This is a genomic window from Pontibacter sp. GD7 (assembly GCF_058216375.1).
The window spans coordinates 67,179-84,024 of the sequence record NZ_JBYZMP010000006.1 but is presented as its reverse complement, the minus strand read 5'-3'; the positions used below and the strand labels follow the sequence as shown (position 1 = coordinate 84,024).

The window sequence follows — 16,846 nt, the reverse complement described above, 5'->3', positions numbered from 1 at the left end:
CAAATAAAGAAGCCAGATTATATCAAATCTGGCTTCTTTGTTTTTACCCGTAGAGACGCAATATTTTGCGTCTCTTAATATTTGCAGAGATTGACTAAGTCTGGGTATAGCAGGAGACGCAAAATATTGCGTCTCTACAAAAACTGCTTGACATGAATTCGGACAAGAGTCATACTCATCAGTATAATTCCATTAATCACAGGCCTTACTTCTGGGCTACCTGCTCGTGCCTTGCTTTGTAGGAGGCTACGCCGGCATCCAGGAACTGCACAAAGTTGTCTACATTCAGGTCGTAGGCGATAGGCTTTACCAGCACGTTCTCTGCTGCGTCCATCAGCACATAATATGGCTGCGCATTCACGTTAAATTTTGTGATCTGGTAATCGGCATACTTTTTACCGATGGTGGTTTTCTGCTTGCTATCGTAGCTGCTGGTATACCATTCACTTTCCGGCAACTCGGTCTTGTCGTCAACATACAATGCCACTACCACATAATCCTCTCGCAGGCGCTTCAGCACCGCCGGGTCCGACCATACATTGGCCTCCATCTCGCGGCAGTTAACACAGCCATGGCCCGTAAAATCGATAAAGATAGGCTTGTTTTGTGCTGCGGCGCATTTCTTTGCTTGTTCCAGGTCGAAGTATCCTTTGAGGCCATGCGGCAAGTGCAGGAAATCGCCATACTTTGGAGTTTCGCAAAGCTCGTTCGTAGTGCCGCTTACCATGGCTGTTCCTGTTCCATTCTGTCTGATGATCTGATTTATGTCGAAATCCTGTGTGGTTTGCGGCGGCAGGTAACCTGACAAGGCCTTAAGCGGTGCCCCGAACATACCTGGTATCAGGTATACTACAAATGCAAAGGTGGCCAAAGCCAGAAACAAACGCGGTACGCTCAGGTACTTGATGTCCGAGTCGTGCGAGAACTTAAGCTTGCCCAGCAGGTAAAAACCCATCAGGGTAAATATCACGATCCATAAGGCCAGGTATACTTCGCGATCCAGTATTCCCCAGTGGTATACCTGGTCGGCAACGCTCAGGAATTTAAGCGCCAAAGCCAATTCTATAAAGCCCAGCACTACTTTTACCGAGTTTAACCAGCCACCGGACTTTGGCAGGCTGCTAAGCCACGACGGAAACACAGCAAACAAAGTAAACGGAAGGGCAAAAGCCAACGAGAAGCCCAGCATGCCCACCACAGGGCGTAGTGTTTCACCTCCGGCAGATGCCACCAGTATACTTCCCACTATCGGGCCGGTGCACGAAAAAGACACCAGTACAAGCGTAAGTGACATAAAGAAAACTCCCAATAAACCGCCTCTGTCGGCCTGGGCATCCACTTTGGTAAGGAAAGAGCTTGGCAGCGTTATCTCGAAAAGGCCAAAAAAAGACATCGCGAAGATGATGAACACTGCAAAGAAAAGTAGGTTAGGAAACCAGTGCGTGCTGATGAAATTGGCCCCATCGGCCCCAAATAATTTGGCCACCACCGTACCCACCAAAGTATAAATGGCAATGATAGAAACGCCATAAACCAGGGCCTTAAAAATTCCTTCTCCCCTGTTTGTGCTGTTGCTGGTAAAAAAGCTCACCGTCATCGGGATCATCGGGAAAACGCATGGTGTTAGCAAAGCGCCTAAACCGAACACAAACGCGATCAGCATAAATGACCATAAGCCCTCTGCCTCATCGCCGGGGGCAGGTTCAGATAAAACAGCAGGTATAGCCTCCGGTGTGGTTGTTTCGCCTTTCACTGCCGCAGTTGTAGTATCTTCTGTCACAGTTGTGCCTGCCTCAGTCTGCATACCAATGGTGTCTACAGGCTCGTTGGTTGTCCCAAAAGCCGGCGAGGCAGGCTGTTGCATTTTATTCTGCGCTTCCTGCCTGGCTGGAGCATCCGGTTTTTGCGTGGCACCGGGCTTTGCAGCCGGCAGCGCTTCTCCGGTTATACTTATCTGTTTATCGGTAAAGGTAAAGCTGTCATCGAAGGGTATGCACTGCCCCGACACATCAGAACACACCTGGTACTCGTAAGTACCTTTCACCAGCAGATCCGGCTTCAGCACACGGATTTTCTGCCTGAACTGGGCCGTTCCTGTGAAATAAGTATACTCTCCCTCCCACAGGTCATCATACTTTTTCTTCGGCTTTACAGGCACAATCTTGCCCACCAGTTCATAGGAAGGATGTTTCTGAAACTTAAACTCCGTCACCATCGGCCCCAGGTCAGGGTCAAAATCTGAGGAGTACAGGTACCAGTTCTTGTCGATGCGGGCATTGAAAATGAGTTCGACCTCCTCGCCAGCTGCTGCCTGCTTCTTAGACACGTCGTAGCTCCAGGTTATGGGCTTCAGTATCTGGGCCTGTGCAAGGGATGCTATTAGTAATACCAGCAACCAGGTAGCTGCCAGTTTTTTTGCCATCACTTTCTTATTCATGTATGATGTTATGATTCTGTGCTGTTTGTACAAAAATATCAACCGCAGGTATGCCAGTAAATGTTCACACCTACCCTGCAAAAGTATGGAATTTTGTTCGGATGCGCTCAATAAGCAGTGCCATTCAGATAAACAACACGCTGGTTTGCCTATACAAATAGCATACTCCTACATATAACGCTGCTTCAACAACCTACAACACAACCCGCCCCCTTGATCTTACACATCACCTGAGTCAAACATCAACCTCACATTCAATTTAGGATGAAACCAATCAGTAACTGGTTCTGCTGATGGGGTTATGTAAAGCTCAAATACTAAATAAAAAAGTATCACTACACACTTTAAAACAATTTAATAATAATTTTTATAAAATTATTACATATAAATACAACCATATTAATATATATGCGTTGTTAAGTACCAAATAAAATAAAATTATTACACTAACAGTGAATTCAAAGCCTTACACCCTCCAAAATTTGACTTTTACGGGTAAAAAGGCACTATTAGCAGATCAAAAGGAATTATTTACAACGGCAAATTGTGTATCATATAAAGAATATTTGTAACTATTTATCACTATGGAGAAAACTGCAGCAACACAGCAAGAACTGTTAATCAAGACAGAGTGTGGCAAAGTATACAGTAATGTATTTAAGGCCATAAAGCTTGTGCGTGATGAGCGGCATAATTTCCATATTGTGTACAGAACGTATGCTGACGAGTACATTTATTCTTTTTGCAATCCCTTCCAGGATACTTATACAGCCGAAACTTACAAAGTGATTACTGAGGCTGAGGCAAAGAAGATATTTATGCCCCGGCTTTCTCAGGACAATGCTCGCGAGTTGTTCAGTACCGCAGAAGCGTTCTCTAAACAAATAGTCCTCTAACTGCTGTTAAGTATCCCATAAATAAAGAGGTGCCTCCCGGTGAGGCACCTCTTTATTTTTTTCGTAAGTTATACTTTGCAGTCGGGTATAAACTTAGAAGCTATAGAATATAAATTTTAATATATAGCTGCGCTTTTGTATCTTCTACCTAGCACAAGCACGTATTTTAAGTTAATTTTACCTCTTGCTGCATAAAAGCCAAGCAAAATAACTATGATATTAGACATCCTACTTACCATTTTCCTGGTTCTGCTTAATGGTTTCTTTGTGGCCGCTGAGTTTGCCATTGTTAAAGTAAGGGCATCTCAGATAGAATTGCGTGCCCAGGCAGGCAATACCATGGCTAAAATGACACAACGTATGCTAACCCACCTGGACGCATACCTTTCGGCTACCCAACTGGGTATTACGCTAGCCTCACTGGGTCTGGGTTGGATAGGTGAGAGCGTGGTGGCCCAGATCGTGATAAATGTAATGGAGTTCTTCGGTTTTAGCGGAAGCGAGGAACTGGCCCATACCATAGCCCTTCCGATCTCATTTGCCATCATTACTGTGCTACACATCGTTTTTGGTGAGCTGGCGCCTAAATCACTGGCTATTCAGCGTCCGGAGTCTACATCGCTGGCAATAGCATATCCACTGCGGTTTTTTTATGTGGTTTTCAGTCCGTTTATCTGGTTGCTTAATGGCCTGGCCAATATGGTGCTTCGAAGCATGGGTATACAGGCAGTGCATGGCGCCGAGGTGCACAGTGCCGAGGAGTTAAGGCTTCTTTTCGAGCAGAGCGCCGAGGGAGGTGCCCTACAGGACACACACCATGAGCTTATCGAAAACGTTTTCCAGTTTAGTGAGCGTATGGTGAAGCAGATCTTGGTACCGCGCACTAAAATGGTGGCCATTGATGTGAGTATCCCTGAACATGAACTAATGGAGGTTATTTTTAATGAGGGCTACTCGCGATTACCGGTATACAGCGGAAACATAGATAACATTGTAGGTATACTTTATGTGAAGGATATCCTGAGCATCATGCGTTTAGGTAAATCGATCAATATTGAAAAACTAATGCGCCCTGCCTACTTTGTTCCGGAAACGAAAAAGATAAACCTTTTGCTAAAGCAATTCCAGCGCAGGCGTTTACACATGGCCATTGCCACCGACGAGTTTGGGGGCGTATCTGGTATTGTTACGATCGAGGATATAATTGAGGAACTCGTAGGAGAGATCCAGGACGAGTATGATGAGGAAATGCCTATTGTAGAGCGCATCAATGACTATGAATACAAGGTTAATGGTGCTGCCTCCGTACCGGATGCCAATGATTACCTGCCTTATCCGCTACCAGAGGGGGAAGATTACGAAACCGTTGGAGGACTTTTGAATGTGATCTACGGCCATATTCCCGAAAACCTGAACGAGGTGGCCAGCTTTAATGAATACGATGTGCGCGTGCTGGAGAAATCTGAGCGCCGCGTTGAGTGGGTATTACTTACAGTTAAGGAGGAAGCCCGCGGAGGCATAGGGGAATAAGACATGAAGCGCCATGAAAGCATTGTACCTATTTCGCGGCAGCACCACAGCGGGCTGCTAACGGCAAGGCTACTGCAGAAAGGTGCTCCACCCTATAAAGGCATGCCCACTACCCCTGAGGCTAAGCGCGACTACACGTTGAATTTTCTGCAGCAGCATTTGCTTCCGCACTTCAAACTGGAAGAGAACACTGTTTTTAAACTAGCCCCGGAAGTATCGGAAGAACTGGCACAGCAGACCAAATTGCTTGAAGAGCAGCACCAGCACCTGGAGCAGCTTATAATTGCCCTACCCGATGCCACCAGTACAGACCTGCCAGACAGGCTCCATACAATAGGCAAGCTACTGGAGCAGCACATCCGCTACGAAGAACGTGTGTATTTTGAAGAGTTGCAAACGAAGCTTTCAGAAGATGACCTCAAGAAGTTGCAGATGTTGGTGATGAAGCATCTTGGGATGTAAAGCTATACTTTCACTTGCAAAGGGTTATTATTCCGCCTTTCTTTCTAGTTATCATCAATCCTCAGCTTTGCTTGCCTATAGTTCCACATCTGGTTTTGGTGCCCTCAAGGCCGGGAGGCCTCGTTTCTCTGCATCGCCGCTGTGTTCCCTCCTGCGCTTGCGCGCTGCCGCATCCGCGGCACCGGATCTCACAAGGCGGCTCAACAGAGAAACTGGGATTGACACTTCTTGGTTAAAGCCTTCTGCAACTGGCAAGCAAGTATAAAATGGTAATATAAAAATTCCCCGCCTTGGACAAGGAGGGGATAAAGGGGTGGTTTGACCCGGTTTAATAGAAATTCCCCTCTTGAGAGGGGTGCAGGGGTGTGTTAATCGTATACAGTAAACTCCCTCTCCTGTTTTTAGGAGAGGGCTGGGGTGAGGTAAAAACTCCCCTCTTTGGTTTTAAAGGGGGGCTTCTTAATCCCCCAGGAGTGTAGGACCGTTTCATTCTAGTAGGTTATACAGTTACGGCGCGTGCGTCCTCGCTCATGTCGGGCTATGGCTGGGCCTCTGGCCCAGTTGGATTGCAAATCCAACGGTATAACAAGTCACGGATCACAGATCCGCGCCAGCAAAAAATAGAATGAAACGACCCTACCCAGGAGGGGCAGTTCGACCCAGCACTATTTTAAATTGATATCAGGAAAAACAGGTCAATTATACCTGCCCGGTAAACCAGCCGCTATACATCACATAGTTGTTTGCAACTTTATCCAGTCCGGCTATCTGCTCCTCACTTAGTTGCTTTACCTTCTTTGCCGGAATACCCGCATAAATCCACCCTGACTCGCAAACAGTGTTCTCCAGCACGATGGCACCCGCCGCCACAATACAGTTCTTTTGTACCAGCGCATTGTCCATTACAATAGAGCCCATGCCAATAAGCACGTTATCCTCTACGGTGCAGCCATGCACAATGGCGTTATGCCCGATAGACACATTACTGCCGATGGTTGTCGCAGCCTTCTCATAAGTACAATGTATCACCGCGCCATCCTGGATATTGGTCTTGTCCCCGATCCTGATGCTGTTCACATCGCCACGGATAACGGCATTAAACCAAACCGAGCAGTTACTACCCATGATCACGTCCCCTACTATAGTCGCGTTTGGCGCTAAAAAGCACTCATCCCCCATCTGTGGCTTAATCCCTTTAACCGGAAGTATAACTGGCATATGTTTCGTTGTTTGTTGTTAGTTATTCGAGGTTGTAAAGATAGAAGGTTATACTTTTTATGAAGCGCACTAATCTATTTGCCCTTAAAGTTTATACTTCTACTGAAGGAGACTTCAGTAAACTAGTTATAATCAAAAAACGAACAACCAATAACGAGCAACGAATAACTAAAAACGAACCAACCGCTTCCAAGTCCCTTTCAGGTAGTTATACTTTAGAGTACTTGGCAGGGCTTTCCAGAAGTATTTGTTAAGCTCTACGGCAAAGCTCGGTTGCATGTAGCAGTTAATCGTGCAGCCTTCGCATGCCGGCAGCCTTCCCTCCTGCTGTTTCAGCGTTTCCACTTCCTGGCTCAAGTATAAGTTATGCAGATCTCCATTTATCGGAAAGCTTTTGGCACCGAGGTGATAGCAGGGAAGCACCAGGTCATTTTCAGGGGAGATAACCAGGGTTGTACTGGCTGCTTTACATACCGGATCGTTTACATGATTGCCACCATCACGACGCAGCTGTATAAAGCCTTCGTTTAAGTATACTTGCCTGCGCCTCCCAAAAGCCGCCAGATAATCCAGTTCCTGCTCCGTCAGTTGGTCTCCTGTTTCTACCTGGTTGTACTCAAAAGCAGGGTTAATGATAAGCACAAGTTTGTTCGGAAGTATGATCTTCTGATACACCTCCTCCAGTTGATCCAGATTGTGCTTGAATACCGTGAAAAGTATATCCGGACGTTCGCCTAACCTCTTTGCCACCTCAATAGATTCCATCACAAAATCGTAGCAGGCAACCCCACGGCCCGTGTCATGCGCTGTTTTATCAGCCGAATCGAGGGAGAAGTGCAGCATATCCACTTTGCCCCTAAGCCGCTCTGCCAGTTTCGGGTACAGTAGTCCGTTGGTGGTTAGCGTAGTGATAAAACCCATGCTATGTGCCATTGCCAGCATCTGGTCTATCTCACGGTGCAGTAACGGTTCGCCGCCAGTAAAGTCTATCACCTGCACGCCCAGCCGTTTCATGTCCAGCAGGTTTTGGTGCACATCTTCCAGGGTAATGTATGGCGAAGGCTTTTCCCAGATGTCGCAGAACGAGCACTTTGCGTTACACCGGTAGGTAACGTAATAGTTGCAAAGTACAGGCTTCGTTCGCAGGCGCATTTTGGGGAATTATGAATTATGAATTACGAATTACGAGTTTTGATCTGAGAATTGGAAATATGAGTAAAGTATAAGCTGTGAAGTATCGCTGATCATGCTTAAAAATATTAGGAGTGATAAAACAAATAAATTTATACTTCTAATCATTCGTGTTGTTTGTTATTGACCACCAAGCCGATCTAGAACTGACTCAAAACTTTCTAACTTTATACTCTTTCAACCTTATAACTCTTTAACTTTCTAACTCCAAAACTCTTAAACTTTGTAAACTCTTTAATCTCCTAAAATCTATGAAAAGAAAGAACATTTCCTCTGGTGCGGTCTGGGAAGACATTGTGGGCTACAGCCGTGCTGTTCGGATTGGAAACATTATTGAAGTTGCCGGCACCACCGCTACCGAGGGCAACGAAATTATAGGTAAAGGCAGCGCCTACGAACAGACAAAGTATACCATGCACAAGATTGAGAAGGCTCTCGCAGAAGCCGGCGCAACCCTAAACGATGTAGTGCGCACCCGTATTTTCGTTACCGACATCAGTCAATGGGAAGAAGTTGGCCGGGCGCATGGCGAGGTCTTTCGTGCTATAAAACCCACCGCAACCATGGTTGAAGTAAGCGCACTTATTAACCCGGACCTGCTCGTGGAAATTGAAGCGACGGCCATACTTTCGGATAACGAAAAACTTATTAACGAAAACGCCGCGACTTACGATGAAGTATAGCTTTAAATAGTTTAAAGCAACTTTATTTGTCACCAGAGGCCTGTTAACAACAGAATAACACAGGGTGTTCGTCCGGTTTTTATCGGCGGTTGTATAGCAATATCAGCACTTTGTATAAAAAAGTTTTAAACCCGGATTAAACCATTACTTTTGTATTGCATCTAAGTATGCAATGGGTATTCTTGTTTAAGGTGAGATATAAGTAAGAGCCCTCTTATTTCAAAGGCCGTACCTCCGGGTATGGCCTTTGTTGTTAACAGCAAATTGAAAAGCTACAACACTAAAACCCTTGATCCAACAACTTGAAAAAGTCTGTTGCATAGGTTTTACCAATAGGAATCTGTTGCTTGTTCAGCGTTACATGCTGCCGCTCCACAGCATCAATATGTCTCAGGGCCACAATGTAGGACTTGTGTAAACGGTAAAAGGCATCGGCAGGCAGTAATCGCAACGCCTCATTCAAAGACATTAGCGCGAGCACCTTCTTATCAGTGGTTATAAAAGTTACGTAGTTCTTGTCGGCCTCTACATAAAGTATGGAATCTAACTTGATCTTAACCAGTTGATACCCGCTTTTGACAAAAATATAATCTTTTACTGCTGCCTCTTCCTCACGATCTTCGGTGTGTGTTGGTTTGGTGCGCAGGCTAAGCTGCTCCAGTGCTTTGTTTATGGATTTAAGAAATCTGTCGAACTCAATAGGCTTGAGTAAATAGTCAATGGCATCAAATTCATAACTTTTAACAGCATACTCTGAATATGCCGTTGTAAACACGACCAAAGGAGGTTGCCGCAGGGTTTTCAGCAGTTGTATACCTGAAAGGTCAGGCATGTTAATATCTAAAAACAACAGGTCTGTATCATTTGTCTGCAGGAACGCCAACGCTTCTAAACTATTACTGAAAGAGCGCTGCAGCAGCAAATTAGGCGTCATTTTGATATAGTCTTCCAGCACTTCTATAGCCATTGGCTCATCGTCTACTACCACGCAGCGTATCATAGTTGTTAATTTAGGTGGATGTGCAATTGTGTAAGAAAATCATGTTCGGTTTCCTGGGTAAGCAATTCGTGGCGATTAGGATAAAGCAAGGCCAGGCGCCGGCGCATGTTCTCCAACCCAATGCCTGAGGCATCCTCTTCAAGTTTGCTTTCGCGGCGGTGCAGGCTGTTGCGCACATTAAATACCAGGTCTTGCCCCTGCACATCCAACTCCATATGTATAAACGAAGGATGCTGATAGCTGATACCATGCTTAAATGCATTCTCTACCAAAGTTATCAGCAGCATAGGCGGCACTTGTACTGTCTCCCAGTTGCCTTTTTTCTCGAGACTTATCTCTACCCCTTTTTCGGGCAGTCGCATTTGTTGCAGGGCAATGTAATCTTCCATGTGCTTAACATCTTTCTCCAGTTCCACCAGTGGCAGGTTGCTATCGTGTAACGTATAGCGCATCAGGTGGGCCAGTTTTGCCACGCATGCAGCAGTGCTATGAGCCTTTTCGCGGCGCGCCATCGAGAACAGGTTATTTAAGGTATTAAAAAGGAAATGAGGGTTTATCTGCGCCTTCAGGAATTTCAGTTCGGCTTCCAGCTTTTCCTGTACCAGTTGCCTTTCCCGGCGTTCGTGCGCTATCCAGTCTTTTAAAAAACTGTAGGAGAAAGACAGCAGCAGCACCAACAGGTTCATCACCAGGTTAGGCACTATCGACATGCCGCTGCGAACAGTATACTCCTCTGGCCAAAGGTAGGCTACCAGAAGGCCATCAAACAATACTTCAAGGGCGGTAACGCCGGCATACAGCAGTAACACCTGGCCAATAAAAAGCTTCAGGTTGCGGTACAGTTTATACTTTGGCAGCAGCAGCAATGCATTGTAGTAAAAAAGCACTACGTTAAAGCACATCCATACAAAAGCAGGCAGTATAATGGAGCCGTCCTGCCCGTTGAACTTGTACATGGTTACGTTAACAAACGGACTCACAAACAGCACATAGCCGATAAGCCAGACTAATACGTGTAACCATACTTCTTTTTGTAGCCTTTTCATGGCAATCGGGGGATGTTTTATACTAAAGTTAAAAGGTTTTACCATCATTAACCATACTTCTTGACCAACAGCCATACTTTGTGTACCAACGTGCAGATGCACTGTACTTTTATGTCTATCACATAATGCTCAACTACACCTCAACCGGCAAGAGAAACCTTAATTATGTCAGGCTTTGAAGGTAATCCTGTCTATCTTTTAATTCTGCAAATCCTGATCTAAAACAAAATCGCCTGAACATTGCTGCTCAGGCGATTTCTATCAGTTAACTTATACTTAAGGCATGTATAAATTTGCTCCAGGTCCAATTGGCAAGTCTGCCAGAATCCAGACGATGAACAACAGTATCCAGCCAATTAAGAATGCCACAGAGTATGGCAGCATGGTGGAGATTACTGTTCCGATACCAGCCTTCTTGTCATAACGCTGGATAAAGGCTACAATCAGGGCGAAGTATGACATCATCGGTGAAATAATGTTGGTAACACTATCGCCGATACGGTAAGCCACCTGCGTAAACTCCGGCGTGTAACCCAACAGCATGAACATCGGGATGAACACCGGCGCCATGATGGCCCATTTGGCAGAAGCCGAGCCCATAACCATATTAATGGTAGCTGCCACAAGTATGAACATGATCATCAAAGGTATACCGCTTAAGCCCATTGTTTTAAGGGCATCGGCACCGTTAATGGCAAGTATAAGTCCCAGGTTTGTCCAGTTGAAGTAAGCTACGAACTGCGCCGCAAAGAACACCAGTACGATGTATGAGCCCAGCGTTTCCATTGACTTGGCCATGCCGCGCATTACGTCGCTGTCGTTTTTGATGGTTCTGGCACCCACACCGTAGGCGATACCCGCAATACCGGCCAACAAGAAGATAAAGGCCACAATACCCGACATAAACGGCGAGTGTAGGATCTCCCCTGTTTCAGGGTCGCGCAGGTAACCGTTTTCCGGAAGCAAGCCGCCAAGTATAAAGGCCACCATCAGAAGTATGGCAATGGTAGCATAAAGCAACCCGCGCTTTTCCTGCGAATTTAGCCTGTCTATACTTTGCGGCTTCTCATCGCCTTCATACTCACCCAGGCGAGGTATAACCACTTTCTCGGTAACCCAGGTACCAAGCGCCGCGATCACGAACGTAGACACAAACATAAAGTAATAGTTGGCAGCAGGGTTTACAGCGTAAGCCGGATCGATGATCTTGGCGGCCTCTGTAGAAAGTCCGGCCAAAAGCGGATCTACAGTACCAAGCAACAGGTTGGCGCTATAACCACCCGATACACCGGCAAAGGCAGCAGCCAGACCAGCCAACGGATGACGGCCAGCCGCCAGGAAAATTACCGCAGCCAATGGCACCAACAATACATAACCAACCTCAGAGGCCGTGTTGGAAAGTACGCCGGCAAATACGATCACAAACGTAAGCAAGCGTTTAGGAGAGGATAACACCACTAAACGTAATACCGCCCCGATCAGGCCAGTACCTTCGGCAATGCCGATACCCAGCAAAGAAACCAGTACCGTACCCAGTGGCGCAAAACCAGTGAAGTTGGTAACCATTTTGGTCAGGATCATGTGCAGGCCCTCTGTAGAGAGCAAGTTAACCGGTGTTACTGTTTCGCCGGTGCCAGGGTGCACTACAGCCATATCAAACTGGCTGGCCACCCACGACAGGAGCACAACCAGCAGTGCAAAGCCTGCAAAAAGCGTGGCAGGGTGCGGCAGGGCATTGCCGATGCGCTCCACCACCGACAGGAATTTATCAACTCCTGATTTTTTCTTTTCTACTTCAATCATAAATAGGTTGGTTGGTTAGATTAGCCCAGGCACAACAGGGTTGTACTCAAAGTTTAAGCATCAATCCAAAACAGACTTTGCATTGTTGCCGTCGCTTTTTTAAGGCCTTCGAATTTGGCAAAAAAAAGCCATCCTCCCAAATTTTAGCTAAAAACCCATAACTTAGCCAGCCTTAAAAACAATGCTTTTACATATGATTCCAGCACTACGCCCCGGCGACCGCATCGCCATACTTTCCACGGCCCGAAAAATAGAACCTGCAGAGCTTAAGGCGGCTATTCATGCTTTTGAGAGTTGGGGTTTAAAAGTAGTGCTGGGCAAAACGATAGGAGCCAGCTATAACCAGTTTGCCGGCGATGATGCCCTTCGCCTGCAAGACCTGCAGCAAATGCTCGACGATGAAAGTATAAAAGCCATTGTGTGCGCACGCGGTGGCTATGGCACCACCCGCATAATCGATCAGGTTGATTTTACCCATTTCAAAAAGCATCCGAAGTGGCTGGTGGGATTTAGCGATGTAACTACTTTGCACAGTCACATCCATAACCTGGGCATCGAAACCATACACGCCATTATGCCTGTGCTATTTGCCAAAGAGGGGGCTGCACCATCCGTAGAGAGCCTGCGCCAGTTGCTGTTTGGCGAAGAGATTACCTACACCGCTGCCCCGCATGAGTTTAACCGCTCAGGTACCTGCACTGGCCAATTAGTGGGTGGCAACCTCTCTATGCTGCACAACCTCACAGGCACCCGCTCCGACATCCAAACTGATGGCAAGATCCTTTTCCTGGAGGACCTGGACGAATACCTTTACCACATTGACCGCATGATGGTGCACCTGGACCGTAGCGGTAAGCTAGCCAACCTGGCCGGCCTGATCATCGGCGACATGAGTGACATGCACGACAACGCCATACCTTTCGGCAAAACGGCCTACGAAATTATACTTGAGCATACTGGCAAGTATAACTATCCTGTCTGCTACGGCTTCCCGGTTGGGCACGAGCCGCTAAATTTAGCTTTGGTATGTGGTAGAGAGGCGATACTGGAGGTAAATGAGGCTGGGGCAAGGTTGGTCTATTGTTAGGGTATTAAAAGTTTAACCTTCTACAGCTGTTTTACATCAAAGTTGCTTTGCATTGCTTTGAGTTAATAACTAATGCCCTTATCTGCCAAAAGTGGTGAATATCGTATTTCGGCGCATTTTATGGAGATTATCGAAGGTTGATTACGAGGCATACATCAGTTGAAATTACACCCATTTAAAAAAGGAGCCTACAAGCAGCCCATTTCTACCTATCTGATTTTTATCGCTTATAAAATAAAGTCAACGCATGGGCACACAACTGCCTGAATGTTAAGGTATGTTAAAGTTTTCTTCCATATTAATTCCTCTTTGTATACTTGCAATACAAAACTATAAAACTATGGAAAAATTACTCACTGCATTGTTTACAGCCTATCTGATTTGCACAACTGCATTTAGCCAGCCAAGTCAGACCTCTCAACCGCACAAGCCTCTTGGCAAAAAAGAAATAAGAGATATAGTAACTGCGCTTGCTGATTCTGTCGGGCGCATTTATGTAGATGAAAAAATTGCTACAAACATCTCTAAACAATTACGCCAGCAGTTAACTAAAGGCGAATATGATAAAGTTGATAACCCGCAAGACCTTAGTGCTCTTCTGACTAATCAGCTTATTAAACTTAGTAATGATAAGCACTTTGGTGTTAATTACATGCCACCTAATGCAAGTTCTGGTACTATGCGCAGGACGATGCCCGGTAGTTATAAGCACCTAGAGGCCTATAATTATTATTTCAATAAAATGGAAATTTTACCTGGTAATGTAGGTCTGTTGGAATTAGATCAGTTTGTTCCTACCGATTATACAGGCCAGTTGATAGTTGCTGCGATGAACTTCTTCTCTAACAGCGATGCTTTAATTATTGACCTACGTAAATGCATAGGCGGCGACCCAAGAACTGTTGCACAACTAGCTGGGTACTTTTTCCAAGATCCTGTACTACTTCATATTAGCTATAATAGAGCCCAAAATATTCGGAACGAATTATGGACAACGAAAACTACTTTTCAAGCTATTGAGAGAGGAGGCCCAAATACTTCAGAAAAAAATATAAATGCTGATTATAGCAAACTTGCAGCTATTCCAATCTATATACTAACAAGCAACAGCACCTTCTCCTCAGCCGAGCTACTATCTTATGGTTTGCAGGCAAGAAAAAGGGCGAAGATAGTTGGTGAAACGACTGGCGGTGGCGGCAATGGCATCAGGCCTTTTAGCTTACCTAATGGTTTTACAGCGTTTATACCTTTTGTGCAGTCTATTAATGCTGTAACAGGTACTGGCGGGTGGCAAAACACTGGAGTTTTGCCTGATATTACAAGCAGTTCCGATAAGGCTTTAGATGTTGCTTACTCAACAATTTTACAGCAACTGTTATCGCAAACAACTGACGAAAACACCAGAAAAAGACTTAGTTGGGTAAATCACTTACATGAACTTCGTCAAAAAAATAATCCCGCAAATAATTTAAACCTCTATGCAGGAAATTACGGTGACGTTGAAATAATCCATGATAAGGATGCCCTATATTATCATCGGAAGGGAGACCTTAAAAAACAACTAGAACCTTTAGATAAAGAGCATTTTTTGTTAGATAAACAAACAATGTTAGAATTTAGCGCTGACTATCAATCTTTCCGTCTTCAAAGAATGAATGGAACTACCAGCAATCCGTATGAGCGCAAAAAACTCTGAATAATATATTAACCAAGATTATTAAGTTAAAAAAAGGAGGCATAGCATCTTGTTTGCGCTATGTCTCCTTTTTTTATACTTCTTCGAGTCAAACCACTTTGATGTCTATACACAACACATCAATTAACAATAGACTCAAAATCACTTATTTATACTTTCAGAACAAAACTTAGATCATCCTTTGCTAAGCTTTGATTGTTTAATTTATACATTCTCACGCCGCTTTATCAATCCCCTTCTGCCGCACATCCTGGTAATAGTTGCAAAAGCTATTCAGTACACACTGCTCACACTTAGGCGTAAAAAAGGTGCAGACCCGCTGCCCGTGCCGCAGCATATGTATATGGAAATTGTAAAGCTCTACCGGGTCTTGGGGCAACATTTCCAAAAGTATACTATGGGCTTTGTTGGCTGTAGCCTTTGCTCCAATCAACCCAACCCGCTGGCTTATCCGGAACACGTGCGTATCAACGGGCATCACAGGCTTTTTAAAGTTGAAGAGCAGCACCAATGTGGCTGTTTTTATACCTACGCCTGGCAAGCGCGTGAGCCATGCAGTGGCCTCCTCTGCGGACATGTCCTCCAAAAAATCAATGTTAAGCTCTCCGCGTTCTTCCTTTATCATGTGCAGGGTCTTTTGTATTTGCGGTGCTTTCTGCTCTGGGTAGCGCGTTGTTTTTATAGCATCTGCCAGATCGTTTACATCAGCATTCATTACCCCTTCCCAGTCGCCAAAACGTTCCAGCATGGTATGGTAAGCTTTTTCCTCGTCGGCATGGGTGGTGCGGTGCGAGAGCATCGTAGAGATAAGCTCGTGCATGTGGCTGCGGCGTGGCACCAACTCCCGGCGTCGGTATTCCTGGTTCAGCAGCTCGTGGGTTAGCTGGGTTTTGTCATACGCTGGTAATTTATGGGCATCCATAGGCAACAGGCATCTTGAACTATCTCTTTACGGGTCTAAATGCTGCTTGTTAACTATGCCCTAGCCTGATCAGAACGCTGCATTTTTTTAAAGTAAAAACACAGAAGCACGCACAACTATTTATTTGTTTTAACGCTATACCTTTTGGCTGAAGGGCTTTCACGTATTGTACAGTATGCAGATCAAGTTTTTAGGCACAGGCGGCGCTTTCGACACAGACTACCTGAACTCAGCGGCTTTACTCGATTTCAGGGGTATACACCTGCTGATAGACTGCGGCTTCACTGTTTTCCCGGCATTGGTAAAGAAGAACCTGATCGCCAAAGTAGACCACATTATACTTACCCACCTGCACAACGACCACTGCGGAAGCCTTGCCAACCTCCTGGTATACAAACAAGTTATCGAGAAGGCCAAACCGCCTGTTATCCTTTACCCTTCCGAAAGCTTCAGGCAACAGCTCTATAAATTCCTGAAAATACAGGTAAAGGACCCGGACAAGTATGCAGAGTTTGTACCGCTGGAGCAGTTTGAAGGCATTACAGCCATAGACACTTTCGGGCAGCACTCCGAGGGCATGCAAACATATGCTTACATTTTTGAAGAGGAATACCGGATCGTTTACTCCGGGGATCTGGGCAAACCAGACATGCTTTTTGAAAGGTTGGAGAAAATGCCCTCCATGCCTACCTGCGTTTTCCACGACATCACCTTTAATTCCGAGAATACAAGCCACACCTACTATAAAAAACTCTTGCCTTACATAAATGGCATCGATATGTTTGGCTACCACTGCGACCCTACCGAGAACCCACCGGACAATCCCATCAGGCTGGTATTCTACGAAAAAGACCTGATGGCATAAAATCCCATAA

At 45.5% G+C, this 16,846-nt stretch carries 14 protein-coding genes; 7 read left to right on the top strand and 7 right to left on the bottom strand.

Annotation, left to right across the window (positions count from 1 at the left end):
• Positions 1-205: 205 nt before the first annotated feature.
• The gene (locus AC4BAP_RS11075; protein WP_490582715.1) at positions 206-2,437 is read right to left on the bottom strand and encodes a protein-disulfide reductase DsbD family protein; all 2,232 of its coding nucleotides are present in this window, start codon (positions 2,435-2,437) and stop codon (positions 206-208) included.
• Positions 2,438-3,021: 584 nt separating this feature from the next.
• Here AC4BAP_RS11075 and AC4BAP_RS11070 point away from each other — a divergent pair.
• The 3 genes from AC4BAP_RS11070 (at position 3,022) to AC4BAP_RS11060 (ending at position 5,325) form a co-directional block, all read left to right on the top strand.
• Positions 3,022-3,333, top strand: a complete 312-nt coding sequence (locus AC4BAP_RS11070) for a hypothetical protein (protein ID WP_490582714.1) — start codon at positions 3,022-3,024, stop codon at positions 3,331-3,333.
• Between the two features lie 213 nt (positions 3,334-3,546).
• On the top strand, positions 3,547-4,863 hold the full coding sequence (locus AC4BAP_RS11065) for a hemolysin family protein (protein WP_490582713.1): 1,317 nt from the start codon (positions 3,547-3,549) through the stop codon (positions 4,861-4,863).
• Positions 4,864-4,866: 3 nt separating this feature from the next.
• The gene (locus AC4BAP_RS11060) at positions 4,867-5,325 is read left to right on the top strand and encodes a hemerythrin domain-containing protein (protein ID WP_490582712.1); all 459 of its coding nucleotides are present in this window, start codon (positions 4,867-4,869) and stop codon (positions 5,323-5,325) included.
• A gap of 699 nt (positions 5,326-6,024) precedes the next feature.
• Here the strand turns inward: AC4BAP_RS11060 and AC4BAP_RS11055 are convergent.
• On the bottom strand, positions 6,025-6,543 hold the full coding sequence (locus tag AC4BAP_RS11055; RefSeq protein ID WP_490582711.1) for a gamma carbonic anhydrase family protein: 519 nt from the start codon (positions 6,541-6,543) through the stop codon (positions 6,025-6,027).
• A 168-nt stretch (positions 6,544-6,711) separates the two neighbouring features.
• Positions 6,712-7,695, bottom strand: a complete 984-nt coding sequence (locus tag AC4BAP_RS11050; protein ID WP_490582710.1) for a radical SAM protein — start codon at positions 7,693-7,695, stop codon at positions 6,712-6,714.
• 290 nt (positions 7,696-7,985) lie between these two features.
• On the opposite strand from AC4BAP_RS11050, the gene AC4BAP_RS11045 reads away from it, so the two are divergent.
• Entirely contained in the window at positions 7,986-8,417 is a 432-nt protein-coding gene (locus AC4BAP_RS11045; RefSeq protein WP_490582709.1) for a RidA family protein, read from the top strand.
• Positions 8,418-8,697: 280 nt separating this feature from the next.
• Here AC4BAP_RS11045 and AC4BAP_RS11040 read toward each other — a convergent pair whose 3' ends face one another.
• From AC4BAP_RS11040 to AC4BAP_RS11030, 3 genes are all read right to left on the bottom strand, one after another.
• Entirely contained in the window at positions 8,698-9,417 is a 720-nt protein-coding gene (locus AC4BAP_RS11040) for a LytR/AlgR family response regulator transcription factor (RefSeq protein WP_490582708.1), read from the bottom strand.
• 5 nt (positions 9,418-9,422) lie between these two features.
• On the bottom strand, positions 9,423-10,538 hold the full coding sequence (locus AC4BAP_RS11035; RefSeq protein WP_490582707.1) for a sensor histidine kinase: 1,116 nt from the start codon (positions 10,536-10,538) through the stop codon (positions 9,423-9,425).
• A gap of 201 nt (positions 10,539-10,739) precedes the next feature.
• Positions 10,740-12,266: an AbgT family transporter gene (locus AC4BAP_RS11030; RefSeq protein ID WP_490582706.1), complete on the bottom strand. Its 1,527-nt coding sequence runs from the start codon at positions 12,264-12,266 to the stop codon at positions 10,740-10,742.
• A 193-nt stretch (positions 12,267-12,459) separates the two neighbouring features.
• Between AC4BAP_RS11030 and AC4BAP_RS11025 the strand changes: the two genes are divergently transcribed.
• Both AC4BAP_RS11025 and AC4BAP_RS11020 read left to right on the top strand, forming a co-directional pair.
• Positions 12,460-13,353 (top strand): S66 peptidase family protein, encoded by an 894-nt coding sequence (locus AC4BAP_RS11025; protein ID WP_490582705.1) that lies wholly within the window; start codon positions 12,460-12,462, stop codon positions 13,351-13,353.
• A 340-nt stretch (positions 13,354-13,693) separates the two neighbouring features.
• A complete protein-coding gene (locus tag AC4BAP_RS11020; RefSeq protein ID WP_490582704.1) occupies positions 13,694-15,049 on the top strand; it encodes a S41 family peptidase in 1,356 nt (451 codons plus the stop codon).
• 214 nt (positions 15,050-15,263) lie between these two features.
• On the opposite strand, the gene AC4BAP_RS11015 is transcribed toward AC4BAP_RS11020, so the two are convergent.
• A complete protein-coding gene (locus AC4BAP_RS11015) occupies positions 15,264-15,971 on the bottom strand; it encodes an endonuclease III domain-containing protein (RefSeq protein WP_490582703.1) in 708 nt (235 codons plus the stop codon).
• A 175-nt stretch (positions 15,972-16,146) separates the two neighbouring features.
• Here AC4BAP_RS11015 and AC4BAP_RS11010 point away from each other — a divergent pair, with 175 nt between their 5' ends.
• Positions 16,147-16,836: an MBL fold metallo-hydrolase gene (locus AC4BAP_RS11010; RefSeq protein WP_490582702.1), complete on the top strand. Its 690-nt coding sequence runs from the start codon at positions 16,147-16,149 to the stop codon at positions 16,834-16,836.
• Positions 16,837-16,846: the final 10 nt, after the last annotated feature.

Bases quoted from the DNA above. Each gene is read 5' to 3' on its own strand.
- AC4BAP_RS11075 (WP_490582715.1), bottom strand. From the start codon at position 2,437: ATGAATAAGAAAGTGATGGCAAAAAAACTGGCAGCTACCTGGTTGCTG.
- AC4BAP_RS11070 (WP_490582714.1), top strand. From the start codon at position 3,022: ATGGAGAAAACTGCAGCAACACAGCAAGAACTGTTAATCAAGACAGAG.
- AC4BAP_RS11065 (WP_490582713.1), top strand. From the start codon at position 3,547: ATGATATTAGACATCCTACTTACCATTTTCCTGGTTCTGCTTAATGGT.
- AC4BAP_RS11060 (WP_490582712.1), top strand. From the start codon at position 4,867: ATGAAGCGCCATGAAAGCATTGTACCTATTTCGCGGCAGCACCACAGC.
- AC4BAP_RS11055 (WP_490582711.1), bottom strand. From the start codon at position 6,543: ATGCCAGTTATACTTCCGGTTAAAGGGATTAAGCCACAGATGGGGGAT.
- AC4BAP_RS11050 (WP_490582710.1), bottom strand. From the start codon at position 7,695: ATGCGCCTGCGAACGAAGCCTGTACTTTGCAACTATTACGTTACCTAC.
- AC4BAP_RS11045 (WP_490582709.1), top strand. From the start codon at position 7,986: ATGAAAAGAAAGAACATTTCCTCTGGTGCGGTCTGGGAAGACATTGTG.
- AC4BAP_RS11040 (WP_490582708.1), bottom strand. From the start codon at position 9,417: ATGATACGCTGCGTGGTAGTAGACGATGAGCCAATGGCTATAGAAGTG.
- AC4BAP_RS11035 (WP_490582707.1), bottom strand. From the start codon at position 10,538: ATGGCTGTTGGTCAAGAAGTATGGTTAATGATGGTAAAACCTTTTAAC.
- AC4BAP_RS11030 (WP_490582706.1), bottom strand. From the start codon at position 12,266: ATGATTGAAGTAGAAAAGAAAAAATCAGGAGTTGATAAATTCCTGTCG.
- AC4BAP_RS11025 (WP_490582705.1), top strand. From the start codon at position 12,460: ATGATTCCAGCACTACGCCCCGGCGACCGCATCGCCATACTTTCCACG.
- AC4BAP_RS11020 (WP_490582704.1), top strand. From the start codon at position 13,694: ATGGAAAAATTACTCACTGCATTGTTTACAGCCTATCTGATTTGCACA.
- AC4BAP_RS11015 (WP_490582703.1), bottom strand. From the start codon at position 15,971: ATGGATGCCCATAAATTACCAGCGTATGACAAAACCCAGCTAACCCAC.
- AC4BAP_RS11010 (WP_490582702.1), top strand. From the start codon at position 16,147: ATGCAGATCAAGTTTTTAGGCACAGGCGGCGCTTTCGACACAGACTAC.